Source organism: Synergistaceae bacterium (assembly GCA_012728235.1).
In the GTDB taxonomy this organism is placed as follows: Bacteria; Synergistota; Synergistia; order Synergistales; family Synergistaceae; genus JAAYFL01.
In genome coordinates this window covers 14082-39039 of sequence record JAAYFL010000029.1, presented here as the reverse complement: position 1 = coordinate 39039, position 24958 = coordinate 14082, and the positions used below count along the sequence as shown (strand labels likewise).

At 39.2% G+C, this 24958-nt stretch carries 24 protein-coding genes and 1 tRNA gene; 12 read left to right on the top strand and 13 right to left on the bottom strand.

The features are described from left to right. Positions 1-27 precede the first annotated feature (27 nt). The 6 genes from panB to GXZ13_02560 form a co-directional block, all read right to left on the bottom strand. Positions 28-852, bottom strand: coding sequence for a 3-methyl-2-oxobutanoate hydroxymethyltransferase (gene panB / locus GXZ13_02585; protein ID NLX74725.1), 825 nt, complete (start codon positions 850-852; stop codon positions 28-30). A gap of 27 nt (positions 853-879) precedes the next feature. Further along, entirely contained in the window at positions 880-1749 is an 870-nt protein-coding gene (locus tag GXZ13_02580) for a DUF2520 domain-containing protein (protein ID NLX74724.1), read from the bottom strand. Positions 1750-1922: 173 nt separating this feature from the next. Next, positions 1923-2477, bottom strand: coding sequence for a YeeE/YedE family protein (locus GXZ13_02575; GenBank protein ID NLX74723.1), 555 nt, complete (start codon positions 2475-2477; stop codon positions 1923-1925). 2 nt (positions 2478-2479) lie between these two features. Continuing rightward, on the bottom strand, positions 2480-3055 hold the full coding sequence (locus GXZ13_02570) for a YeeE/YedE family protein (protein NLX74722.1): 576 nt from the start codon (positions 3053-3055) through the stop codon (positions 2480-2482). A 134-nt stretch (positions 3056-3189) separates the two neighbouring features. Continuing rightward, positions 3190-3852: a P-II family nitrogen regulator gene (locus GXZ13_02565; GenBank protein ID NLX74721.1), complete on the bottom strand. Its 663-nt coding sequence runs from the start codon at positions 3850-3852 to the stop codon at positions 3190-3192. 3 nt (positions 3853-3855) lie between these two features. Next, the gene (locus GXZ13_02560; GenBank protein NLX74720.1) at positions 3856-5334 is read right to left on the bottom strand and encodes a DUF1538 domain-containing protein; all 1479 of its coding nucleotides are present in this window, start codon (positions 5332-5334) and stop codon (positions 3856-3858) included. A 309-nt stretch (positions 5335-5643) separates the two neighbouring features. Between GXZ13_02560 and GXZ13_02555 the strand changes: the two genes are divergently transcribed. The 7 genes from GXZ13_02555 to GXZ13_02525 all read left to right on the top strand — a co-directional run bounded on the left by GXZ13_02555 (position 5644) and on the right by GXZ13_02525 (position 12814). Continuing rightward, complete coding sequence (locus GXZ13_02555; protein ID NLX74719.1) at positions 5644-6807, top strand: iron-containing alcohol dehydrogenase; 1164 nt, start codon at positions 5644-5646, stop codon at positions 6805-6807. Positions 6808-6950: 143 nt separating this feature from the next. Beyond that, entirely contained in the window at positions 6951-8789 is a 1839-nt protein-coding gene (recQ, locus tag GXZ13_02550; GenBank protein ID NLX74718.1) for a DNA helicase RecQ, read from the top strand. 307 nt (positions 8790-9096) lie between these two features. Then, positions 9097-9852, top strand: coding sequence for an ATP-binding cassette domain-containing protein (locus GXZ13_02545; GenBank protein NLX74717.1), 756 nt, complete (start codon positions 9097-9099; stop codon positions 9850-9852). After that, on the top strand, positions 9833-10750 hold the full coding sequence (locus GXZ13_02540; protein ID NLX74716.1) for a SufD family Fe-S cluster assembly protein: 918 nt from the start codon (positions 9833-9835) through the stop codon (positions 10748-10750). Before GXZ13_02545 ends, GXZ13_02540 begins: the two co-directional genes overlap by 20 nt. A gap of 117 nt (positions 10751-10867) precedes the next feature. Beyond that, positions 10868-12154, top strand: coding sequence for a radical SAM protein (locus GXZ13_02535; protein NLX74715.1), 1287 nt, complete (start codon positions 10868-10870; stop codon positions 12152-12154). Positions 12155-12335: 181 nt separating this feature from the next. Beyond that, complete coding sequence (locus tag GXZ13_02530) at positions 12336-12575, top strand: hypothetical protein (protein NLX74714.1); 240 nt, start codon at positions 12336-12338, stop codon at positions 12573-12575. Beyond that, on the top strand, positions 12572-12814 hold the full coding sequence (locus tag GXZ13_02525) for a GIY-YIG nuclease family protein (protein NLX74713.1): 243 nt from the start codon (positions 12572-12574) through the stop codon (positions 12812-12814). Before GXZ13_02530 ends, GXZ13_02525 begins: the two co-directional genes overlap by 4 nt. 107 nt (positions 12815-12921) lie before the next feature. Here GXZ13_02525 and GXZ13_02520 read toward each other — a convergent pair whose 3' ends face one another. From GXZ13_02520 to GXZ13_02510, 3 genes are all read right to left on the bottom strand, one after another. After that, on the bottom strand, positions 12922-13251 hold the full coding sequence (locus tag GXZ13_02520; protein ID NLX74712.1) for a hypothetical protein: 330 nt from the start codon (positions 13249-13251) through the stop codon (positions 12922-12924). Positions 13252-13376: 125 nt separating this feature from the next. Continuing rightward, entirely contained in the window at positions 13377-14789 is a 1413-nt protein-coding gene (gene rlmN / locus GXZ13_02515) for a 23S rRNA (adenine(2503)-C(2))-methyltransferase RlmN (protein NLX74711.1), read from the bottom strand. A 119-nt stretch (positions 14790-14908) separates the two neighbouring features. Further along, positions 14909-16129 carry a phosphodiester glycosidase family protein gene (locus GXZ13_02510; GenBank protein NLX74710.1) on the bottom strand — a complete coding sequence of 407 codons (1221 nt, stop codon included), beginning with the start codon at positions 16127-16129 and terminating at the stop codon, positions 14909-14911. Between the two features lie 60 nt (positions 16130-16189). Between GXZ13_02510 and GXZ13_02505 the strand changes: the two genes are divergently transcribed. The 3 genes from GXZ13_02505 to GXZ13_02495 all read left to right on the top strand — a co-directional run bounded on the left by GXZ13_02505 (position 16190) and on the right by GXZ13_02495 (position 18987). After that, positions 16190-16265: transfer RNA gene (locus GXZ13_02505), tRNA-Ala, on the top strand. A 210-nt stretch (positions 16266-16475) separates the two neighbouring features. Continuing rightward, positions 16476-17948, top strand: coding sequence for a hypothetical protein (locus GXZ13_02500; GenBank protein NLX74709.1), 1473 nt, complete (start codon positions 16476-16478; stop codon positions 17946-17948). A 280-nt stretch (positions 17949-18228) separates the two neighbouring features. Then, positions 18229-18987, top strand: coding sequence for a hypothetical protein (locus tag GXZ13_02495; protein ID NLX74708.1), 759 nt, complete (start codon positions 18229-18231; stop codon positions 18985-18987). Between the two features lie 95 nt (positions 18988-19082). On the opposite strand, the gene GXZ13_02490 is transcribed toward GXZ13_02495, so the two are convergent. The 3 genes from GXZ13_02490 to GXZ13_02480 form a co-directional block, all read right to left on the bottom strand. Beyond that, positions 19083-19841: a class I SAM-dependent methyltransferase gene (locus tag GXZ13_02490; GenBank protein ID NLX74707.1), complete on the bottom strand. Its 759-nt coding sequence runs from the start codon at positions 19839-19841 to the stop codon at positions 19083-19085. Positions 19842-19895: 54 nt separating this feature from the next. After that, positions 19896-20795, bottom strand: coding sequence for a YitT family protein (locus GXZ13_02485; protein ID NLX74706.1), 900 nt, complete (start codon positions 20793-20795; stop codon positions 19896-19898). A 74-nt stretch (positions 20796-20869) separates the two neighbouring features. Further along, positions 20870-21766: a YitT family protein gene (locus tag GXZ13_02480; protein ID NLX74705.1), complete on the bottom strand. Its 897-nt coding sequence runs from the start codon at positions 21764-21766 to the stop codon at positions 20870-20872. A gap of 167 nt (positions 21767-21933) precedes the next feature. Between GXZ13_02480 and GXZ13_02475 the strand changes: the two genes are divergently transcribed. Next, on the top strand, positions 21934-22380 hold the full coding sequence (locus tag GXZ13_02475) for a hypothetical protein (protein ID NLX74704.1): 447 nt from the start codon (positions 21934-21936) through the stop codon (positions 22378-22380). A gap of 104 nt (positions 22381-22484) precedes the next feature. Here GXZ13_02475 and msrB read toward each other — a convergent pair whose 3' ends face one another. Further along, complete coding sequence (msrB, locus tag GXZ13_02470; protein NLX74703.1) at positions 22485-23477, bottom strand: peptide-methionine (R)-S-oxide reductase MsrB; 993 nt, start codon at positions 23475-23477, stop codon at positions 22485-22487. A 313-nt stretch (positions 23478-23790) separates the two neighbouring features. On the opposite strand from msrB, the gene GXZ13_02465 reads away from it, so the two are divergent. Continuing rightward, positions 23791-24888: a nitronate monooxygenase gene (locus GXZ13_02465; GenBank protein ID NLX74702.1), complete on the top strand. Its 1098-nt coding sequence runs from the start codon at positions 23791-23793 to the stop codon at positions 24886-24888. Positions 24889-24958: the final 70 nt, after the last annotated feature.

The window sequence follows — 24958 nt, the reverse complement described above, 5'->3', positions numbered from 1 at the left end:
TTTTTGCTGTCGTTATTTACAATAGAATTATAACTTTTCTATTATATTTGCATCAATTTTAAAAGTATGCTCCTTTGTCGGGAAGTCTCCCTTTCGCACTTCTTCTACGTATCTGCTTATTCCCGTCATAATAGATTCTCCTGTAGCAGCAAATAGTTTGACAAACTTTGGTCTAAAATCTGAGAACATACCAAGAACGTCGTGGTAGACGAGAACCTGTCCATCACAGTGAGGTCCTGCACCGATGCCTATTATTGGGATAGATACTGCCTCTGTTATCTTTTGCGCAAGATCTGAAGGGACGCACTCTAGTGTGATAGAAAAAGCTCCTGCATCCTCAAGTCGTTTAGCGTCATCTATGAGCTTTCGTGCTGTTTCTAGCTGTTGCCCCTGTACTTTGAAGCCCCCAAAAATATTTATAGACTGAGGAGTCAATCCAAGATGTCCCATAACAGGAATTTGTGCTTTTACTATGGCCGCAACATGTGGAACTACATCTGCTCCACCTTCAAGTTTCACCGCTTCAGCATAGCCTTCTTGTACGAGACGTCCTGCATTTCGCACGCTTTCTTCAATAGAAACACAATATGACATAAAAGGCATATCGGTAATCAGAAGAGCATTGTTGATACCATTATATGCAGCTTTGCTATGATGTATCATATCCGCCATTGTGACCCTAAGTGTATCCTTATAACCCAGACAGACCATCCCTAGAGAATCTCCTACAAGGATTGCATCTACTCCGCAAGCATCGGCAAGTTTGGCCATAGAATAATCGTAAGCCGTTATAACGACAAGTTTTTCTTTTTTAATTTTAGCCTCTTTAAATGTTGTGGTTGTCTGTTTCATGTTTTTATCCTCTCATAAATAAAAGTTTTAGCAGTCAAAGCTCTCAAGAAGTTTCTGAAGCTCTGCATAGTCCCTTTCAGGATGTTTCACCTTTGAAATTTCTATTAACTCTTTCGTAAGCAGAGCATATATTAAGCGTTTATCCCCGTTTAGCTCTGTCATGTGTTCCTTTATAGTTTCTATATCGTTGCGTTCCGTAGGTCCTGTAAGTGAATCAATAAAACCTTTTTTTCTTATGTTATAAATATTTCCTTGAATAAGGGGCAGTAGTGCTTCAAATGCTTCTTTTTCTGAGTCCCAAAGATTGCCTAAAGATTTGACTCCGATACTAATAAGCGCTGTTATGAGATTTGAGACCATAACGTTAGCCGCATGATACTGTATTTTTTGCTTTTTATCTATAAAGCAGCATTTATTGTCAGTTGTTTTAAAGATTTCTTTAATTACATCTATTCCCCCCGCTGTCCCTTCTATAGTAAAAGTGGCGTTTTCTAGCCCTTCGAAATCACCCTCCTTATTACTGAAGGGAAACATCGGATGTATCGAGTAGCCATGGCTTCCCAGTTTATCGGCTTCAGAGAAAATAGATGATGAAAGGGAGCCGCTGAGATGACAAATTATTTTGCCTTTTAAATTATATTTTTTTATGTTTTGCCATACTTCTGCAATGTCTCTGTCTGGAGTAGAAATGAAAATTATTTCAGAAGAAGAAATGAGATTGGCAATATCTTTGAACGGGAAGGAGGAAGTTATTTTTGCCGCAGATTGAGCAGATTTTAGCTTAAGGCTTGAATAACCGGAAATTTTCAATCCTTTGTCTCGGAAATAAGCACCGAGTGTTACGGCTGCCTTTCCGGCCCCTATAAAGCCAATCCGCAAATTTAAAGTGTTCTTCAACAGGAGCGTCGTCTCCTTATGTAGAATTGTAAAAGCGTTGTAAGATAGAGGATAGCATAATTGTGTTTGTAGGAGCAATGATAATTATTGTTTATATAGAGTAAATATAAAAATAGGCGGGACAATGTCCCGCCTACCTCTAAAAAGTATTGATTATTTAAGATTCTCTTTTGTTATTTATTCTTGACAGGAATCAAATATCCTATAACCATCAGCACGATTCCAAGTATCAAGAGACCGACATACCCAATATTAAATACTGAGGGGAATTTGTCAGAGATATTAAAAAGAGTGAGTTTGCCGTAATTTAACACATTGAAAATTCCGGTTGCAGCTATTTTCTCGTATACGAGTGAATAGACCAAAGCTCCGGCAAAGCCGCCAAGTACAATTACAATAGCTTGTTTGTAGATATTGGTTCCGATAGCTGCAGCTGCGGTGCCGGGGCAGGAGCCGACCATTCCGAATCCCACACCAAATATAATTCCACCGACTATTACTCCCAAATGCATTGTTTTAATGCTTAGATGCGATAAATCTAGTATGTTGAATAGGTCAAAAACATATAGTGAAGCTGTGGCGAGCCCTAAAGCGAAGAGCATAATCTTAAAGATTGTATTATCCTCTAATCTTAGAGTTGCCCTCATTTTAGGAGGACATGCAACGCCGGCAAGATATAATGCTGCACCAAATAATGCTCCTGTAATTAGACCGATAAGAAGATTCATAACTATACCCCCCAATCCATCTTTTTAAAGAGTAAGGCGACTGGGATAGCTACAACAAAGACAGCTATCGCAAAAACGAATCCGCTCACGCTGCCCTGCATTATGCCGCTCATCATATGTCCGCTTGTACATCCGTCTGCAAGCCTTGCTCCGAAGAGGAAGATAAATCCACCCACAAACTCTCGGATATAATATTTTTTACAGAAATTTTTAAATCCCTTGGAGTCTTTTATCTCCTCCACCTGACAGCTTGTTTTTTTCTTTGGATCCAAAGACCAGGCTACAAAACCACCCAGAGGAATCGCAAGTAAAAACACCATGGCGAAATTCAAGGGGTTCTTTATGTTCTTGGCAAGAGATCCACCGCTTTTGTTGTAGTAAGCATTTGTGCTACTGTAGCCATGTTTGCTCTCTGCATTTTCAGTGATTACAGAGGAATCTACTGCACTGTGTATCATTCCTCCTACCATTGAAAATTGCGTTGATACCCCTACCGGTTTAATGACGAGGACCGATATGGCAAAAACAAAGCCGAGAAAAACTGCTTTCCACAGCCAACAATTGGAATTTTCATTCATTTTTCCTTTTGCCTCCTTTATATGTTTAGTATTTTCTTCAATTATTATACCATTTTAAAAATATACTTTTAGAATGGAAAAGATTGAAAACAATAAGCCAATCGGCAATTTCTATATTTGCATTAGATTACGTATTACTTGGCTAATCCGTAGACTTTATTGACATCTTGAACAAAGATTATGCCTTTTCCCGGTTCTTTTATGTCAATTTTTTCTCGAATTGAAGAGATGATGGCATCGCTATCACACTTCTCAGAGAGAATTAAGACCATTTCTTTTTCCGGTTCGATATCCATGAAGAATAATTTACTCGTTTCGTGAATACCGGAGCCTCTTGCATTTATAATAGTTCCGCCTTTTGAGCCGGCAGCGGTCGCCGCGTCAACTACATCTTCTGCTTTTCCCTTTTCAACGATAACGGTTATTGAACAGTACATTGATTCATCTCCTCTTTCTAGCTTTTTCGAGTTTGTCAAAATACAGCCGACTGAACCTATAACGGTATGGAGAGCTGTAGTGAAGGCTATTCCATGTTTTGGCTTTTCAAATTGAAATTTTTCATTAAGGGTTTCAAGGACACATTTTGATGTTTCTTTATTACACGCCATCAGGACAATCTCTTTGCGTATCTCTGTTAGTCCCAAGTAGCTTATAAAAGAGCTGTTGGCTGTGCCCTTCGCAAGAACAACAGTTCCTCCAGTAGCGCCACATTTCTTTGCTGTTTGCAAAACGCTGCTGCCCTTGCCAAAATTAACAATAACCCAAATGAGATCGAAAACCGTGTTATCATTAATCATTTTCTAACTCCTCCTGCTCGGCGATTTAATTCTAAAGAATACTCCCAAAATCTGTAATGCGATCATAGGACTGAGAGCAACCATGGCAATAACGCCAAAGCCGTCCGTTAAAACACTTGCACCTTCAATGGCATTGGCTGCTCCATGAGCGAATGCTAATATGAAAGTGGCTGTCATGGGACCAGATGCCACCCCACCTGAGTCAAAAGATATTCCGACAAAAAGTCCCGGAACATAATATGCCAATGCTATAGAAATGATATAGCCCGGAAGCAAAAAGTGCCAAAGCTCTATTTGCGGACTTAAAATATTAATCATTGCCAACGCCACAGCGCTTCCCACACCCAAACTCAGAGCGCCCATTACCAAACTTCTTCTGACATAACCACTGGTGACCTCTTCAATTTGCTGAGTGAGAACATAAACAGCCGGTTCTGCGAGAATGGTAACGAATCCTAAAATAAAGCCTATACCTATCAGATAATATTTATTATCAAAAAGAGCGAGTTTATTTCCTATTATACTTCCGACTTCCATAAATCCTCCATTTACTCCAGTCAGAAAGAGAACAAGTCCTATTAGGGAAAATACGATTCCCAAAACTATTCTGCTTACAGTTCTTTTTGAGAGTTTAAATGAAATCTTTTGAAATATTGCGAAAATAAGAGTTACCGGCAGAAGCGCCAAAATAACCTCGCCTAAAATAACAGGGGCGTTTTCGAGGAAGGGGCCCATCAGAGAGGATGACAAAAGGTCTGTCGCAGGGAGGGTACCTTCTAGGCTTTCTGTTTTAGAAAGTATTCCCATCACCATGACTGCAATAATGGCTCCGGCTGATGCAATGGCTACTAGGCCGAAACTGTCTTCTTCAGAAGATTTGCTGTCCTTTTTTAAAGACGATATACCCAAGGCTAGGGCCAGCATAAATGGAGTGGTTATTGCGCCAGTTGTGGCACCGGATGCATCAAAAGCTATCGCTAAAAATTCTTTGGGGGTAAAAATTCCCAACATCAGGATGATAAAATAGAGGGCGGTTAAAAGCTTATTCAATGCAATATTGAATACTATTCGAACGAATCCTAATGCCATTACGAATGCGATGCCCACCGAGACGACAAGTATGATGCTTGCTTTTCCGATGCTATTTGCCGTAACCATTCTTACTTGTTGTGCAAGAATATGAAGATCCGGCTCCGCAACAGAGATAGCAAAACCCAATACAAGGCCTGCTATAATAACTATCGCTACGCTGTTGCTTTTTGCTACTGCCGTTCCCATACGAGTACCGATTGGCGTTACCCCCATATCAACACCCAAAAGGAAAACAGTGAGCCCTACAACTATAAAAAAAGCCCCTATCAAAAATCTTAAGTAAAGATGCATTCCAAGCGGCGTAATTGTAAAGTTAAGAAAAGTTACAATTAGCGTTATAGGCAATACAGCAAAAAAAACTTCTTTTGTTTTCTCTGTAATAACGTTCAAACAATCTAACTCCTCTCATCAATCCCTCATTCATATTAAATTTTTAAAAAGAATATGTTCTTATAAAAAATCGAATTAAATCATAGAATCATAGAAAGATTATAGCAAAAAACAATCCTTTGCCTAAAACAGTGTTTTCGCTCATATACAAGCGGGGAAACTACATATTATAGCCGTGGCACGATATGTTATATTGTAAAGTATTATGAGAAAAATATAGTACCAAATACGCATATGATAAATTGAGTTTTTCTGCGACATACATTTTATACAAAAAGGATTGTCTATTTTGCAGAGGAGGCAATGACCATGTTAAATTTTTATTATTCTGTGCCGACTGAAATATTTTTTGGTGAGAATCAGATTAACGTGTTGGGAGAACAAATAAAAAAATATGGGAGCAGAATTCTTCTCGTATATGGAGGAGGAAGCATAAAAGCAACGGGGATATATGAGGAAGTAGTAAAAATTCTAAAAGAGAACAACATATATTTTTGCGAACTTCCCTCAGTTGAACCCAACCCGAAAATATCAAGCGTAAGAGACGGAATCAGGCTATGTAAGGATAACAAAATAGACTTAATCCTCGCAGTGGGCGGAGGAAGCGTTATAGATTGTGCAAAAGTTATTGGTGCCGGCTATTATTACGAGGGAGACCCGTGGGAGATAGTTCTTGACTACAGAAAAATCAAAAAAGTTCTACCTATTGCAACGGTATTGACCCTATCTGCAACCGGTTCTGAAATGAATGCCGGAGCAGTAATAACAAATTTAGAAACTAATGAGAAACTTTCTACATTTCACGAAGAAATGGTTCCAAAGTTCTCAATTCTTGATCCTACTTATACCTTTACCGTGCCTAAAGAACAAACTGCAGCCGGTACGGCAGATATAATGAGCCATATTTTTGAAGTCTACTTCAGCACCACAAAAAGTGCATATCTACAAGACAGAATGTCAGAGGCACTCCTTTTAACTTGCATAAAATATGGGAAACTCGCCATAGATGAGCCGGAGAACTATGAGGCCAGAGCCAACTTGATGTGGGCTTCCAGTCTTGCAATAAATGGCCTTTTAAGTCTGGGGAAAGAGACAGAGTGGAGCGTACACGCAATGCAGCACGAACTGAGTGCATTTTATGACATAACTCATGGTGTAGGACTTGCGATTCTAACGCCTCATTGGATGGAGTATGTGCTCGATAAACATACCGTAGATAACTTCGTTGAATATGGAGTAAATGTTTGGGGAATTAACCCCACCGTTTACAACTTCAAGATAGCCCGTATGGCTATTCAGAAAACGAGAGATTTCTTTGTATCCCTAGGAATTCCCACCACACTTAGAGAAATAGGCATTGGAGAAGAAAGATTTGAGGAGATGGCAAAACATGCCGTTTCGAACGGAAAGATTGGAAATATCAAGCCATTGGACTCTCAGGACGTTCTAAACATATTTAAAGCAGCTTTATAGCAACACTGTTTCCCAAGCTTTATCACTAATATCAAGGAAAGAAAAAGAAAACTCTACTTCGTAAAAAATGAAAGTGGAGTTTTTTCTATTCATCCTTTGAAATGTTATACTGTTTTGCGGATGCATTATGAAGGGATGATATTTTGTCACAATCTAAGTTGCCAATAGATATTCTTAAAAATGAGTTTGGATACGTATCTTTTCGTAGAGGACAGGAACCCGTTATCGACGCCATACTCAGAGGAGATGACGTAATTGGCGTTATGCCAACTGGAGCCGGGAAGTCACTTTGTTACCAGATTCCTGCTATTTTAAGCAAAAGTACAACAGTAGTAATTTCTCCTCTCATTTCACTTATGAAAGACCAAGTTGATGCACTTGTACAAAATGACATATCAGCAGTCTCCATAAACAGCACTATGGAGTGGGATGATGTTGTTTCAACTTTTAATTTAGTAGCGGAAGGAAAAGTTAAACTTCTCTATATTGCACCAGAACGCTTCAACAATAAAAGTTTTCTTCGTTTTTTTCACTCTATTAAAGTAGAGCTGCTTGTTATTGATGAGGCGCACTGTGTTTCTCAATGGGGACACGATTTTAGGCCAGCATATTTGAATATTGCACCCGTTATAGCATCTCTGAGTAAACGACCCGTAGTAGCTGCGTTTACAGCAACCGCAACTCCGGAAGTGCAAGAAGACATCAAGATACGTCTCGGACTAATATCTCCGTTAATTATTGCAACGGGTTTCGATAGAGAAAACCTTTTTTTTCAGGTGGAGCATCCGGATATTAAAATAGATTTCCTGCTGAATTATGTAAAAAAACATCGCTCACATTCCGGCATAATTTACTGTTCTACGAGAAAAAATGTGGAAGAAGTTTGTAGCAAGATATGTCGCACAGGGATATCTGCCGTTCGCTATCATGCCGGGTTGAGTGATGAAGAGAGAAAGAGCAATCAAGAGGCTTTCATATCGGATGAAGTAGGGATAATCGTTGCGACAAACGCTTTTGGCATGGGCATAGATAAGTCAAATGTTCGATATGTAATTCACTATAATATGCCCCCTAACATGGATGCTTACTATCAAGAAGCAGGCCGGGCAGGAAGAGATGGGCTCCCGGCGGACTGTATTCTTTTGTTTGGAGCTAAAGATATAACTACAGCTCGCTACTTCATATCACAAATTGAAAATACTGACATTAAAAAAGCGGACTATAAAAAACTTAGAGTTATGCTAAATTACTGTCATTCAGAAAAATGTCTCAGGGCTTCAATTTTGAGCTACTTCGGAGAGGAAGTTGAGAAAGAAAACTGTGGTTCTTGCGGCAACTGTAAATCAGAGGCGGAACTTGTAGATATTACAGAAAGTGCAAAAAAAATACTTTCTTCCGTCTATCGCATGAAAGAAAGCAGCGGAGGCCGTAATTTCGGCAGTTCTATCTTAATAGATGTTCTTCGCGGCTCAAAAAAAGCACAAATTAAGGCTTTGGGATTTGATAAAATTTCAACCTGGGGAATAATGAAAGAAGAGAGTGTAAAAAGTTTACGAAGAAAAGTAGACTTTCTGATTTCCGAAAACTTCTTGCAGACAGAAGACACAGAGTTTCCAGTCCTTTCCTTCAATCAAAAAAGCATTGATTTTCTAAACGGAGATTCAAAACTAGTAATGAGACAAAAAGGCGAGAAAAGAATTTTTAAAGACTCATCTCTCACGTCCGAAAAGCTTCCGGAAGGGACGATGGACGAAGAGCTATTTGAAATATTGCGTTCACTCAGGAAACAGCTGTCGACAGAAGAAGGGCGTCCTCCATTCTTTGTATTTTCCGATAAAAGCCTAACAGCCATGGCAATAGCACAGCCCACAAATAGAAGTAAATTTATGGCAATGCCAGGTGTTGGTGAAGTAAAGCTCGAAAAATATGGGAAAGATTTTATCAGAGTGATAAAAAGTTGGAAAGAAAATAAACTTTATTAGTAATAACGAACTTTAAACAGTGGCGTTACTGCAGGAAAGTGTTAATACTAAAAACATTCTTTTCTTATTTTGGCAAAAGGCGAGAAACAGCGTTTTTCGGTATTTTACGCTTGAACAGCAGTTGTTATTTTGTTATTCTCACCGATAGACAATTCATAGTCTAAAAAGATTATTTTTATTATGAATAGTTGTGATAATAAGATATAATGTAAAATCGATTTTTTCGAACTCATGTCAGCAAAAGAGACGTTTTCCCTTTATAAAAATGTTGCGGGAAGATGTAGGGCTGTTTTAGGGAGAGATATAAATGTTAGAAGTTAAAAACCTGGGATTAACGCTAAAAGGCGACGATGGTGAAGTCGAAATACTCAGAAATGTAAACTTCACTCTTGAAGACAAAAAAATATATGTAATGACCGGCCCTAACGGAGGCGGTAAATCTGCTATTTCCAAATCTATAATGGGCATCTATCAACCTACGGCTGGCCAAATCTTGCTTGATGGCGTTGATATTACAAACAAAGAGCTCTATGAGAGAGCACGTATGGGTGTGGGCTATGCTTTCCAGCAGCCAGCACGTTTTAAGGGGATTAAAGTCCGCGAACTTTTAGAGATGGCGGCAGGCGATATAGGATTGCTTGAAATGTGTGACCTTCTCTACGATGTTGGACTCTGTTCGCAAGATTATATAGACCGAGAAATTAACGCGAGCTTTTCCGGTGGCGAAGTGAAGAGAATAGAAATAGCTACTATTTTAGCCAGAGATTTAAAACTTGCTATATTTGATGAGCCCGAGGCAGGCATAGATTTATGGAGCATGCAAAGACTGAGAGAAACATTTGAAATCATGAATAAAAAACATAACACTACGATATTGATTGTTTCTCATCAAGAGAGAATACTGGATTTGGCTGACGAAGTCATAATGGTAACAGACGGTACGGTTTCAGAGATAACCGATAGAGAAAAAATACTTGGTGAGATTCGCCAAATAGACTCCGATTGTCGTTGCCGTCAGATTTGCAACAAAGGAGGGAATACAGTTGCTGAATGCGATAGATAAAAACATGCTCTCACAAATTGCAGGGCTGGAAGAACTTCCGGAAGGTGCATATAACATCAGAAAAGATGGAGAGGGCATAGAACGTCACATAACTGAAAATATAGACATTCTCCCTAAGAAAGACAAACAGGGAATTGATGTAATCATAAAACCGGAAACCAAAGGAGAAACTGTTTATATCCCGGTTATTATCTCAAAAAACATGACCGATACGGTTTACAACAGTTTTGAAGTGGGAGAGAACTCAGATGTTACTATTGTTGCTGGCTGTGGTATACACAATTCATGCGGTAACAAAGCTCAACATGATGGGATCCACGAGTTTTTTGTACGCAAGGGCGCGAAAATGAAATATATCGAAAAACATTACGGCGAGGGAGAGGGAACCGGGATGAAAATCCTAAATCCCAAAACAGTGATAGAAGTTGAAGAGGACGCTACCGTTGAGCTGGAAATGCTTCAGATAAGGGGAGTCGACAACACAGTAAGAGATACAGAGGTACATTTACACAAAAATGCTAGTTTGGTAGTGATGGAGAGACTGCTTACTGATTTGGATCAAACAGCCGAATCAAACACAACCATTAATTTGCTCGGAGAGGACGCCTCAGCACAGATAATCTCTCGTTCTGTGGCAAAAGACGAATCAAAGCAAGTTTTTCATTTCAAGTTGTGCGGCTACGGAAAATGTCGCGGTCATATCCAGTGCGACTCAATTATTATGGATCAGGCACAAGTTTCGTCTATCCCTGAGATATCTGCGTTTGCTTCTGATGCAGAGTTAATTCACGAAGCCGCCATTGGCAAAATTGCCTCAGAGCAGATGACAAAATTAATGTCTCTAGGATTAACAAATGAAGAGGCGGAAGAAACAATTTTAAAAGGGTTCCTGAAATAATGTTTCTGGGACAACAAGTATAATATGCAAAGAGATCTTTCTCTGCATAATTAAGATTAAAGCACAAAGACTGTTGAGATCTTCTCTGCAGTCTTTTTTTACGAAATGGTGAGGTCTATGCAAAACGTAAAAAAAAGTATAAATGAAATATTATCTCTGACAGGACAAAAAATAATCGGGATCAATCCTCCCGTTTATGATTTTTCTTTTGCTGATCTTTGGTCTAAACCGATGGGATTACTCTATCTTCTTGAAAAGTTAAAAAGGAACGGAAACGAAGTTTTTCTTCTTGATTCAATACATGAGGGGTCATCCCAAATAAAAACTTATGGCAGAGCGAGAATAGATTCTGTGGAGATAAATAAACCTCCTGTATATCAGGGAATAAAAAGAAGGTATCATCGATTTGGATTAGGAACAGAAGAGATAAGGAAAAAGCTGCTTGCCATTGGCAAACCGGACGTTGTGTTTTTGACCTCTCTTATGACCTACTGGTATGGCGGAGTAAAAGAAATAATAGATCTCACTCGTGAGATATTTGATGACACGCCTATCATTCTTGGAGGAATCTATGCCAAATTATGTCCGAAACACACCGAAACTCTTGCGGCAGACTACATTGTCACAGACAATTGGCTACCTGATGTTCCCTATCCTGCTATGAATCTTTATGAAAATATAACATATGGAGTAACTATGACCTCTTTCGGTTGCCCTCTTTCATGTGAATACTGTGCTTCAAATATTTTATGGCCCACATTTTATAAACGAAACATTGCTGAGGTACTCGGAGAAATAGAGATGCAAAACAATCTTGGAGCGACTGACTTTGCATTTTATGATGATGCACTTCTATTAAATAAAGAAGCCTATTCTTATCCTCTCTTTGAAAAAATCTCAGCTTTTTATAAATCTTCTATCCGTCTACATACTCCTAACGGTCTTCACGTAAGAGAGATAGATGCGAAATGTGCGGAAATGTTAAAGAGCACAAACTTTGTCACGTTAAGACTGTCCCTTGAGAGTATCGACACAGAAATTGCAAGAACAGGCAGTGATAAAGTAAAGTGGAATGAGTATGAAAGCGCCGTTAAAAACCTTTTAAATGTTGGTTATAGCACGAATGACTGTGAGACATATATTCTTTTAGGCTTGCCCGGACAGAGTTTGAAGTCAGTGAAGGATACAATAAGATTTGTCCGAGATTGCGGCGGCAAACCTAAACTTGCAGAATTTTCTCCCATTCCGGGAACAGTTACATTCGCACATGCTGTTAAGGAGATTCCTGCTCTTGCCACGGAACCTCTGCTACATAATAATTCTGTCTACTCATCTTGGATATCGAAGAATATGGAGCCGGAAGAGCTGCAAGAGCTAAAAGATTTGGCATCACGGAAAGCATAGTTAGGTTTTAATAAAATACATAAAAGAATAAGTGGTAATATATGAAAAGGTTGTGGAGAGGTCGTAGATTAAGATAAAAAAAATTATTACGGTTCTGATTTTAATAAGCGTTATATTTAGCTCAACCCCATCTTTTGCAAATGTTTCTCTCGTGAGAAAAGACTCGGGGGTTGAGAGCTTTTTGGAGAAATTAACAGACTGGGGCAGCTTTATATCTCGCTTTACCGGTCCTTTTGATTTCACAAAAAATATATTAATATTTTCTAAAATTGTACGAGCGTTTAATAGTCTCATTGAGAGCGGGGAACTGTCTCCTGCAGGTTTTATTAAGTTCTTATTAAGACAGTTTGGGGTGGACATATTTACGACACCTCAACAACACAGAGAGAGAAATATGCCGGAAGGAACCTATTCGATATGACGGCCTATGTATATATTGTTAGATGTTCTGACAGTACACTCTACACGGGTTGGACATATGACGTGGATAAACGTATTCTGGCTCACAACAATGGGTCCGGAGCAAAATATACTAGAGGCAGAACTCCTGTTTTGCTGTGTTATACAGAGTCTTTCGAAACCAAGGAAGAAGCGCTCTCTCGTGAGATGGAAATCAAAAAGCTCAAGCGCTCAGAGAAGGAAAAGCTTTTGGAGTGTTAGAGCACGAAAATAAAAAAATTATAAAAGAGCGATAGAATTAACGTAGTGTGGCACGACAGTATTTAAAAAGATTACAATTTCTTTATGTTTTTTTCAATTATACGTAACTACTCTTTTCTTAGAGCAGAAGAAGGCAGCTCTATAATCTCTCCCTCTTCTTCAAAAATATCCGGTTCGTGTGTTTGCATTGGAGTGTCTATATCAATAACAGTCTCTCCGTGATATCTTTCGGAAGCGCTTCCCGATCTGTCGGAAAAGTCTTTATATTGAGTAAAGGGGCGGTTGGTATATATTTTAAAAGCGCCTCCCTTTCGTGCCAAGTTAAACATCATTACAAAAAACAATACAATGGCAAGAAGAGCGAATAACATGACATAAGCCGGAAATTTAAAGCCGAATATCATAGTTCCGATCAATAAAAAAAATAGAAATCTCATAATATCCTCCCTCTTAAAATAGTTGATTCTTTATTTGTGTAAAACAAAAAATAAAATAGAAACTCGGTTAAAGATAAAGGAGCTAATGCGTCTAATCGCTGCAGAGCCTGTCTGAATTCTCGAGATTATTTCCCTGTTTTTTTCTTGCCAGGTCTTTCCTCTTTTGTTTTCTTGGTGTCCCTTACCGTTCTACTCTTATATTTTTTATCTACTTTCCCTCGTGAAGCATCAAATTTACTAGGAGCTTTTGATGTTTTCGCACCGAAAGATGCTCTTGTCTCTTTTGTGTCGCCATCTTTTTCACTCTGTCCTCTGTAAGAGGGACGGGCGCTTTTCATTTTTCCGCTTCTATAGCGATCAGATTCTGGCTTGTCTATCCTTCTCTTCTTCCCATCGGATGAAGATTCTGTTTTTCTGTTTTTATGTAAAGGAGCTGGAACTTTCCTTGCAGTTTGGACGTTGTTTTTTACGGGACGTGGCATTGAGGGCTCTTCAGGCTGGGCGTTTGCTAAAGTCTTTCGTCTTAATTGTCCGCAGGCAGCTGCAATATCCATACCTAGGCTATGGCGGAATTCTGCTTCGAATCCCGCTGTTGTTAAAACGTTTCTAAACTTGAGAATACTCTCTGCTTCAGGTTTTTCATATCTACCGTCTGTATCATTGTATGGAATGAGATTTATATAGACATGAATCCCTTTTAAGAAACGAATCAACTCTCTGGCATGTTCAACTCCGTCATTTACACCACCGAGAAGAGCATATTCGATAGTTATCCTATTCCCTGTTTTCTTCTGATACTCTACCATGGCCATTCGCAATTCTGACACGGGATATGTGTTATTAATCGGCATCAAGGAGCTGCGCAGTTCATCATCTGCAGCATTTAGTGAGATTGCCAACTTTACACCCAATCCGGATTCAGATAGCTGTTTTATGCCTGGAATAATACCGGAGGTAGAGACGGTCATCTGTCTTATCCCTAAATTTCTTTGCTTTTCCGAATTAAGCATGGAGATGGATTTAAGCAAAGCATCTGTGTTAAGGAAGGGTTCTCCCATTCCCATAAAGACAATGTTGTTTATTTTTCTGTCCGACATCTTTTCCATAGCGAGAAACTGTGCTGCAATTTCTCCCGCAGAAAGATTTCTAACATAGCCGGAAAGGCCAGTCGCACAGAAAGTACATCCAAGAGGACACCCTACCTGTGTGGAGAGGCATGCCGTCAATCTATCATTTTGCTTGAGCAATACAGACTCAATCGTATTTCCGTCCGTAAGTTGCCAAAGATATTTTCTCGTCCCGTCTATTTGTGATTTCTGCATATTTAACAAGTAAGGGAGTGAAAAATTCAGGCGTTTCTCAAGCTGTTCTCTGAGTGCCAGGGAGAGATTTGTCATTTCTTCTGTATCAAAAGTGTTTTTTTGCCAAAGCCATTGGCAAAGTTGATCAGCTCGGAACTTAGGCTGATTAAGCTCCTCTTCGAGCCATACTTTCCATTCTTCGTGGCTAAAATCTAAGGCATAAAGTTTTTCTGTCATATATAGCACCCGCACTCTGTTTTATGTTTTTTATAGCTTTTTATAAAAAGAACTGTTTCATTTCGGTTATTCTACATCTTTTTGTATTTGAAAAAAAGCAAACCGCTTTATTATAACAGTTAATCCTTGACCGGCGTTCCAGGCTTAAACATGAGTATTGCATATGGAATAGGACGTTCTTCCTCGCTTTTGTTGCTTGGAGACGTGAATGTAAAGTCTCTCCACCAGATTGAACTGGAGCCGCCACCATCTAAATTCAAAGCGGTAGTTAAACCTAAATTAAGGCAAATTTTTCTGGTTTCTTGAATGGTTGCTCCTACACTATGCATATTGTTGCGACCATCAATGACAGCCCAATAGACTCTTTTGCCATCTGTTCCTACAAGCGTGCGAGGGTGACGCTTGTTTAATATGTTTTCGTTTAACATCTCGCTATTATCAACAACTCGTCCATTTTTAATCAAAAGGGGGCCGGCCTGAAGAATCTCCGTATAAATATCATAACTTTTGTTTTTTGAAATATCGTCTGTCATTTCTCCGTCGATAAACACAGCGCGCCCCTCTTTATTCCATCCAAAAGCGGAACGTTTCGGATGAAACTTTCCATTATCCATACGTCCTTGGGTTTTTAATATACCCACAGGCTTGCTTCCTGCAAAGTATCCTCCGTTAATTGCACCAACTACGTTGTAATTTTCATTTGCTATTGTAGACAGGGTTGCTTTTTCAGAGCCAATCATCACAGCAGAAATAATCTGAGAGGGGACTTCTATTATATCTATTGCTAACATGGCAATGTAAAGGGGTTCATTTACACCCTTTTCAAGATCTCCGTTAGCCGAAGAATTGGGATTTCCCACTCCACGTTTTTTGAGTATGAGGTCAGTGCCATCTGATTTAAAAGAGGCTTTCCAAGAGACATTTTTTTTACAATTAGCTATCCATTCAGAAAGTATGGGCATTTTATCTTCTGTAAAGGGTTTACCGAAGGAAGCAAGCAGCTGTTTGGGAAGAGGCGGAGACATATTGCTCGCTATTTCATAAAGCGGATCTTTCTCGCTCCATTCCGGAAGCAGAGTCGCACGTCCATATGCAGTGATGACAAAGTCCCACCCCATCGCTTCCAGAGAGAGTCGTACCGCGTCCATAGTAGTTAGGTCGTTTTCTGTTTGAGTAAGGTTTTTGTCCGGAAGAGTATATTCCAAAATTTGAAAGATTTTTGGCAGAAACTCTTCTCTTGTCATCGCAAACGAAGTGGAAGAATAAATCACGGTCAAAATGAAAACTGACAATATTAATATTGTATTTCCGGTTTTTCTAAGTGCTGTTTTTCTATCCATGCCAGTATCATAACCTTGACAGCGCTCACACTAATCAGTATAATTGCCCATGTTCACTATGGGGGTATAGCTCAGCTGGGAGAGCGCTTGAATGGCATTCAAGAGGTCAGCGGTTCGATCCCGCTTACCTCCACCAGAATCATATTATCCGAGCCTAATACCAATTGGTAGTGTGTCCGGATTTCTTATTTTTTTAGAATATTTGGAAAATCTTTATAACAAGGCGGTCAAGGCTCACATACAGAGCTTTGGCCGCTTTGTTTCATTGAGCGTAATTCTGCTGGACATAAAGAAATATATTGAGACCTACAAGCCAGAGACCGCTGTAAGCTAAAGGAGGGGCAATGTGAGTAGAAAAACAGTCGTTTTAATTTCTTGCACAAAAGCAAAGCTTGCTGCACCTTGCGAGGCACGGGAACTATACAGTGCAAGCAATATATTTACAAAATCGCTTAACTATGCCGAACGTATCTCTTCCGACATTTACGTCCTTTCCGCAAAGCATGGACTCGTTGCCTTGAATGATGTGATTGCGCCTTATAATGAGACGCTAAAAGGCAAATCCTCTGTGGAAGTTGTCGCTTGGGGTAACAAGGTTGCTGCACAACTTAAGACACGATACGATGTAAGTCAGACCGAGTTTGTCATCCTTGCCAGCAAATACTATTGCGAACCGCTGCAAACGCATCTTCCGCACGCCACGCTTCCTCTAATTAACCTTTCAATTGGGAAGATGTTGAAAAAGCTTAACCATTTGCTCTCCGGCCCGACAGACGCTAGCACAGCTATGAGTTATAAGTTACACCGATTGTTTGGCGCTATGCTGCGACTACATTGGGATGACATAGACACAATACCGTTTGACAGCGGAATTTATATCGTCTTTGAAAAAGGTGAGATGTATCACGAGTTTGACAGAATTGTCCGTGTGGGAACTCATAGCAGTGATGGTCGGTTAAAAGGGCGTCTGAAAGATCATTTTGTACGGGAGAACAAGGACGGCAGCATCTTCCGTAAGAACATCGGACGAGCCATCCTAAACAAGGGAAATCACACATATTTATCAGCATGGAATAAGAATACTAGCAAACCCGAAGTTGTCGCACAGATGGGCAGCACATACAATCCTGAATTTCAGAAGAAATTAGAGCAGCAAATCAGCAAATATATTCGAGAGAATTTTACTTTTGTCTGCTTCCCGGTTGCCACACAAACTGAACGACTCCGTTTAGAGGAAGGCATTATTGCGACACTCCATAGCACCTCAGATTTCACGACAAGTTCCAAGTGGTACGGTAAGTATAGTCCAGAAATTCAAATTAGACAGAGCGGTATGTGGCTTAGGGAAGGACTTAGTGCTACACCCTTATCCGAGAACGAATTTGAAGACATTAAAAAATACTGCATGAATGCGTTTGAGTGCAACACAGAAAATTCATTATGTGAGGAAGGTAAAGAGGTGCTGAATATGGGAATAGAGAATAGAATTAGCGAAGAAAAATATCGTGAGTTATGGCATACCATAGTCAATACATTTAGCAGCACCCCTCTGGAACTACATACAAATCCCTTAAACAATAAAAATTATAGGTGGTTTTCTGTAACCTCTGATGGAAATAAAATTATTATTAGTAGTGCAAAAAAGCATACACCTCCCTCATCACTCACTGCCGATAGGTATCTGAATTATTCGCAGTTTCTAAAAATTTATCCCATATATCTAAGGCGAAAAAAGGGAGAAGCTGTAAGCCAAGAGGCGATAAAAGCGTCTAGTAATTCGGTTTATTGGTACGGTATTATGAATTATTGCGATTTATAATGAGGTCATTATGTCTTTTATAGATTGAGATAACGAGTCTCACCAGAAAATTACAAAACCTCTCGATTATAATCGAGAGGTTTTGTGTTCTCCTCTTCATCAGCAATAATCCATTTTTGGAAAAACTACGTTATAAAATAATTTCAAGGCTCTATTTCTAGGTGTTTCTCTAAGTAGTATTTAGAAAAACGTAAAATCACCCATGTATTCTTCTGTCGGAGATGATAAAATAACAAGGTAAAAATAGGAAACTCGATATTTTGGAAGGAGTTTTATATAGATGCTTGTAGACTTTTTTTGTTTTGACATAAAAACAATCAAAAAAACAATTTATCTTCTCCTTTTATTGCTTTTAGTATGTATGCCAAATATTGCATCTGCCGATATTCGAGTCGAAGAACGAGTTGGGCAGCTATTAGTTGAAGAATTTGAACCTGAATCCTTGCTTGTTCAAGCCACAGAAGGAGGCAGTTTCTTGTATGCCAAAGCAAAGGGCGTTGTCTTAGAGGGAATGAGAGTGGACAGCATTTCTGTGTTTGCAATGATGAAAGAACCGCCTCACAATATTTCGGGAAAAGACGTATATGAGCTGGCTGATTTAATACATATGGCCAGAGCGGAAGTCGTTTTATTAAAAAAAGATGTTGACGGGTATTGCAGCACCGCAGTTGAAGATGTAAAAGGTTTTACGAATTTAGAAGTAGACTTTTCATCAGATAAAATCACTGTTAACGGCACATACACAGCTAAATTTCTCTTTACTTTCAACATACGGATGATGGCAAAAGCTAAACTGGGTTTTATAAATGGAGATTTTAGTTTGGTTGATACCGAATTTTTTGTAAACGGCATGAAACAGTCGGAATATTTGACAGAAAAGCTTCTAAAAGAAATTAATCCCTTGATAAAGAGAGAAAAAATTCCTTTCCCCGTAAACATTAACAACATTGTTGTAACGGAGGATAAAATCGTCGTTACTGGTCGTCCCAAGCCTCTTCAGGGAGACTCTCTTCGTGTTTGGAAGTATGCGAAAAATTAACCCCAGTAAAATTTCAAATTCTTAAGGCCATCAGTAAAATTTCGGCTTTACCGCAGGAAATTATACCTTTGCTTTAATTCTTAAAATCCCAAAACCTAAGAGACCAAAGGTTTTTCCGCCAGTATCCTTAACCTTACATGGTCTGCAATCCAACCATCTTTTTCCGTGTAGAGAAGCGGACGACAGTATTTTTCTACGTCATTATAAAAAAAATTCTTTTCGTCTTCTGAAAACCCTCTAGTATGAGAGGCTGTAAAGACTTCAAGCCAATGCCGAAGCCCTTTTGGCAGAGGAGTTGGCCTGTCAATTCTCGCGATATAGTTTATTTTAAATCCACGATTTTCCAAAATACCGGAAAAAGTTCCCAGTTCAGGGTATTTCCAAGGATTTCTCGCTTTATAATCCAACCCTCTCTTAATCAATGCTATTTTTAGACCTTCACGAATAATACGGATACATCCCTCTCCACCACATTCAGCGGCAAATCTTCCGCCAGGTTTTAGAGCATCCCAAATTCCTTGCACGACTCCATACTGATCTTTCATCCAGTGAAGTGACGCGTTGCTCATTACCGCGTCAAATTTTTCATCCAAAACCAACTGTTCCGCATTCCCGATTCTTGCATCAATTCCCAAAGCTTTTGCTTTCTCAATCATTTCCGGGTCAGAGTCAATTCCTGTGACATTACAACCTAAATCAACGAGCTCTTTAGTAAGCTTTCCATCTCCACATCCTAAGTCAAGGATTCTTTCCTTGCTTTTCGGATTTAACAGTTCTAGAACAGGGCCTCCTAATTCATATCTGTAATCAGACATAGTGAGTTGTTCATCGGAAAAGGGTTTATTTTTTGACATTTGAGAGCCTCCCCATAAGGTTAAGAGTGAATTGTAAAATAAATATAATGTTTTTTATATTTTTTCCCAATTTTTGAAACCAGCTCCCAGAACTTCAGAAGCTTCTGCTACTACAACAAAAGAGCGCAAATGATTCCTTGCTATGTATCTTTTAAGATCCATAGTCTGTCTTGGTGTAAGTAGACACATTAGAGTAGAGCTTTCTTGATTTGAGTATCCGCCCCTGCTTTCGAAAACAGTTGATCCTCTTTTGAGATTGTCTGAAATATACTGAATAATATCCTGCTCTGACTCTTTTGTTCCCACAATGAAGACAAGGCGCCTCTTGTCAAAAGAGGTTAGAACACTGTCTGTAGTCTCTCCTGCGACATAGCCTGCAACCAGTCCGTATAGGAGTTTTTCAAGACCAACTATATTGATAGAAGCAGCAAGAATAATCATGTTGAGATAGAAACTGTATCTTCCCATCTCAATTCCAAAACGTTTCCTTATAACTGCAATAATAATGTCTGTCCCGCCGGAAGATGTTCCACAGCGAAATATCATTCCAATTCCTATGCCTTTTATTATTCCACCTGTAATGGCAACCAAAAACATATTTTCAATCATAGGGAGATGAACTCTGCCAAGTATATCAAGCAGAAAAGAAAACATAAAAATATTGTATGAGGTCCACAAGATGAATCTCTTGGGCAACTCTCTCCGTCCCCAGGCCATTAACCCTACATTTGCGAGGAGATAGAAAATAGAGGGCGTCAGACCTATTGTGTATTTTAAAAGCAGAGCGATACCTATTAGGCCTGAATCAGGGAAATTATATGGCACAGTAAACCACATGACTCCGATAGCGTAAATCGTTATCCCGATTGTTGTCATAAGGAATGACGGAAATTCAAGCTTCGCGTGAACCTTAAGGTTTCCCATATGTTTCTTAAAAATATGTTTTTTAGACATATGCCCACTCCAAATCTCTGCTCGTGTAATCAGTAGAAGATATATTCATTCCAACTGTTATGCAAGCTTTTTCGTTATATATTCTTCCAACGCTTAAAGCCCTTTCCTAGAACTTCAGAAGCATCTGAGATGACTAGGAATGTGCGAGGAAAGTTTTCGGCCAGAAAACATTTAAGTTCCATTGTCTGCCTTCTTGTTAAAAGACACATCATAGTTGAACTCTCTGCGTGAGAATATCCACCTTTTGTATCGAAAAGAGTAGAGCCCCTGCTAAGTTCAGAGGAAATGAAATCTACAATATGATGCCGGTTTTCATGTTCGCTAACAATAAAGACAAGTTTTCGCCGATCAAACGAAGAGAGAACTCTATCAATTGTTTGCCCACTGATGTATGTTGCAACAAAACCATAAAGAACTTTTTCAAATCCGACAGTTCCGACTGATGCGCTTAAAATAAACACATTCATAAAGAACGTATATTTGCCCACAGCAGCGCCCAACCGTTTGCGTAAGACCGACGCGATAATATCCAATCCACCCGAACTTGCTCCAGAAAAAAATGTTATTCCCAGCCCTATCCCCTTTATAAGTCCCGCTGCAACTGCGACGAGCAGCATGTCATTAATAGGGGGAAAATTGATAGAGCCCAAAAGCTGTAAAAGAGTAGAGATAAGTAGTACGTTGTATATCGTCCAGCCGACAAATCGTTTTGGAAGTTCTTTTCTCGCCCAAAGAAGTAATAAGGAATTGAGTACAATATGCACTATAGAAGGAGGCAGTCCAACAGTATATTTAAAAATTAAGGCGATACCCATAAGCCCTGAATCAGGGAAGTGGTACGGGATAGTGAAACCGGTTACCCCGATGGTAAAAATTACGGAGCCCAGCGTGGAGAGAAAAAAAGTATTATATTCTTTTTTTATAAAGTAAAAAGCTTTTTTATACCAAAGCTTTAACTTATTTTCTGCTATGATAAAAACCTCCAAAAAGAGTTGATTTAGACTAAGATAACTCTTATCTAAAACAAAATCAATCGTAAAATAATGGAAAGTAGAATTTTCTAGTATTTTTTCGGATGTTTTTAGAAATTGCTGTGATAGAATACTTAGGGTAAAGTAAAAAAAAGGAGTGATTTGAAATGGCAACACCGGTTCAGGTAAGTCTAGAAGAGATAATATCAATGTTGCTTTCACGTGTTGATTCCCTTACAGCAAACGATGAGAACAATAAGACCAAGTCAAATATAATCTATAGAGTTCTTTACAAGAAGGGGCTCATTACAGAAGAGGATATTTTTGCTTCCGTAAAAGATGAGTATGGAATGCTCGTAAAGCTTGGAGTAATAAAGGACGAGCCTAAAGAAGAGATGTATCAGACGATTACAGATGGTATATTGCAGTGGTTAAAATGTGACGTAGAAGGAATAAAAAATACTATGGCGGAATATGAAAAGAGAGTCCAGGAGTATGTAAAAGAAGAAGAGGCAAAGAAACCCAAGATTGAAGTCGCAAGTGCAAACGTCCTCGAACAGCTAGATGCAGTCTCTGGTGCAAAGAGGCCCGGAGGCGGCAAGCTCATTATATAAAACAAGAAAAGTCTTTTTCTATTCTAAAGAAACAAAATACGCCTCCTCAGTTTTGACGGAACTGAAGAGGCGTATTTTGTTTTCATAAAAACAAATTTTAAGGATTAACGAACTATAAACTTTTTTAGCTTCTCGTAGTCCTCTTCTTCCATGTCATCATAAGGAATAAACCTCAATGAAGCACTATTAATACAAAAACGTACTCCGTTGGGGGATTCAGGGTCTCCAACGAAAACGTGTCCCAAGTGCGAATTCCCAACCCTGCTTCTAACTTCCGTCCTCACCATACCGTGGGAATAATCCTTGATATATACGAGGGCATTTTCATCTATAGGCTCGCTAAAAGATGGCAAACCGCAACTTCCTGCATATTTACCCCTCGAAGAAAAAAGAGGTTCCCCCGTGACAACGTCAACATAAATTCCACGCTCACTGCTCTTCCAAAAATCATTATCAAAGGGAGGTTCTGTCGCATCATTTTGAGTAACAGAAAACTGAAGTTCAGTTAGTTTTTTTCTAATTTCATCTGTATGTGGACGATCGTATTTTGATGGGTCAACGATCATGCCGGCAGCCATATCCACTTTTTCATTGCTTATATGGCAGTACCCGCCCTTATTTTTCATCAAATAGCTTTGATGGTATTTCTCCGCTTCGTAGAATATAGATAGAGGCTCTATTTCGACAGAGAATTTTTTATAACGGAGCTTCTCTGTAGCAACAACCTTTTCAACTACTGCTTTAGAATTGTCGTCGTTATAATATATCCCGCTCTGATATTGACTGCCTCTGTCATTTCCCTGTCGATTTTTCAAAGTGGGGTCAATTATTCTAAAGAAGGAGTAAAGCAGAGCGTCAAGACTGACAACGTTTTTGTTATATTCAACTCGTACGGCTTCTTTGTATCCAGTGTCGCCTGAACAAACCTTTTCATAAGTAGGCACTATATTAGGGTTCCCGTTCACATAGCCGGAAGTTGCTCTTAAAACACCGGGAATTGCTGTCATAAATTTTTCCACTCCCCAAAAGCAGCCTCCGGCAAGATATATAACGTCCACCCCATCTTTTTTGGCGTAGTTTATGTCTCTACTATTCATTACAACACCCTCTTTCTCACAGAATTAACTTTTGATAAATCACAAAAACATGGCTATAAGAAATATAAATAAAATAAAAGCTAGAAAGACTATTCCGTAATTTATAAACTTTATAATAATTCCCCCAGCTTTTTCCTCAAAGAAAACAGAAAATCGGAAGCATTGCGAATCATTTTTATATTATATAGATATTTGTCGAAATCCACATGATTGAAATTACATTGCAAAAGAGTGGATAATGGAATATCATATCCAGTATTCTGCTATATAAGATAATTATTAGAAAAGGATATACATAAAGGAAGTGTTTATTATGAAAGAGAGTAAGGAACACGCATTGCAAATTGGGAAGCATAAACCAAAGTATCCCATAGTTCAGGGTGGCATGGGAGTAATGGTGTCAGGTCCCAAACTGGCCGGTGCTGTTGCCTCGGCAGGAGGAGTAGGAACGATAGCATCAGTGGGTCTTGCCGTGGCCTCCCCTAACTTCAACGGAAGAAACGTTGCATCTGAAAATGTGGTAATGATTAAGAAGTCAATCGAAGAGGCGAGAAAACTAGCTAAAGGCGGAGTTTTGGCTATGAATTGTATGTGCGCCTTAAGCGATTATGACGAAATGGTGCAAACCAGTTGCGAATCAGGAATAGACATTATTGTTTCAGGTGCAGGGTTGCCACTCAAATTGCCCGAACTTACAAAGGATTACCCTGATGTGGCTTTGGTTCCTATAGTGAGCAGTGTAAAAGCCGCAAATATCATACTGCGCAAATGGGAGAAATCTTATAATCGCATCCCCGATGCTTTTGTTGTGGAAACTCCTAATACAGCAGGAGGACATTTAGGTGCTAGGGATGAAGAGCAAGCTATGGACTGTTCGCTCTCCTTAAAAACCGTTATTCCCTCTCTTGTAAGCTTTTTAAAAGATTTAGGACTTAACATCCCTATTATTTCTGCCGGAGGTATTTGGGACAGCCAGGATATAAAAGATTCTATGGATTTGGGAGCATCAGGCGTTCAGATGGGGACGAGGTTTGCAGGTACAGAAGAATCTGATGTATCTTATAGATTCAAACAAGCTTATCTTGATGCTGAAGAGAAAGATGTTGTTCTAATAAAAAGTCCGGCAGGGTTGCCGGGAAGAGCTATTCTCAGTCCTCTAATAAAACGTTATTTTGCCGATGTACTAGAAAAAGCCACATGTAAAACCGGTTGTCTTACACACTGTATCTGCCGCATGAAAAAAGAGACTTTCTGTATAGCGGATGCATTAATGAGCGCTTATAAAGGCGACTGGGAAAACGGACTCTTTTTTTGCGGAAGCAATGTTGCAAAACTTAAAGAAATTGGAAGAGTTAGAGAGATAATGGAGGAGCTTGTCACAGGACTGGGTTATGCCTACTCTCCTCTGTAAATAAACGCATCTTCTTTCTGTTTGTTATAAAAGCGGCAATAAACGAATACTTATGAACAATCCCTCTTTT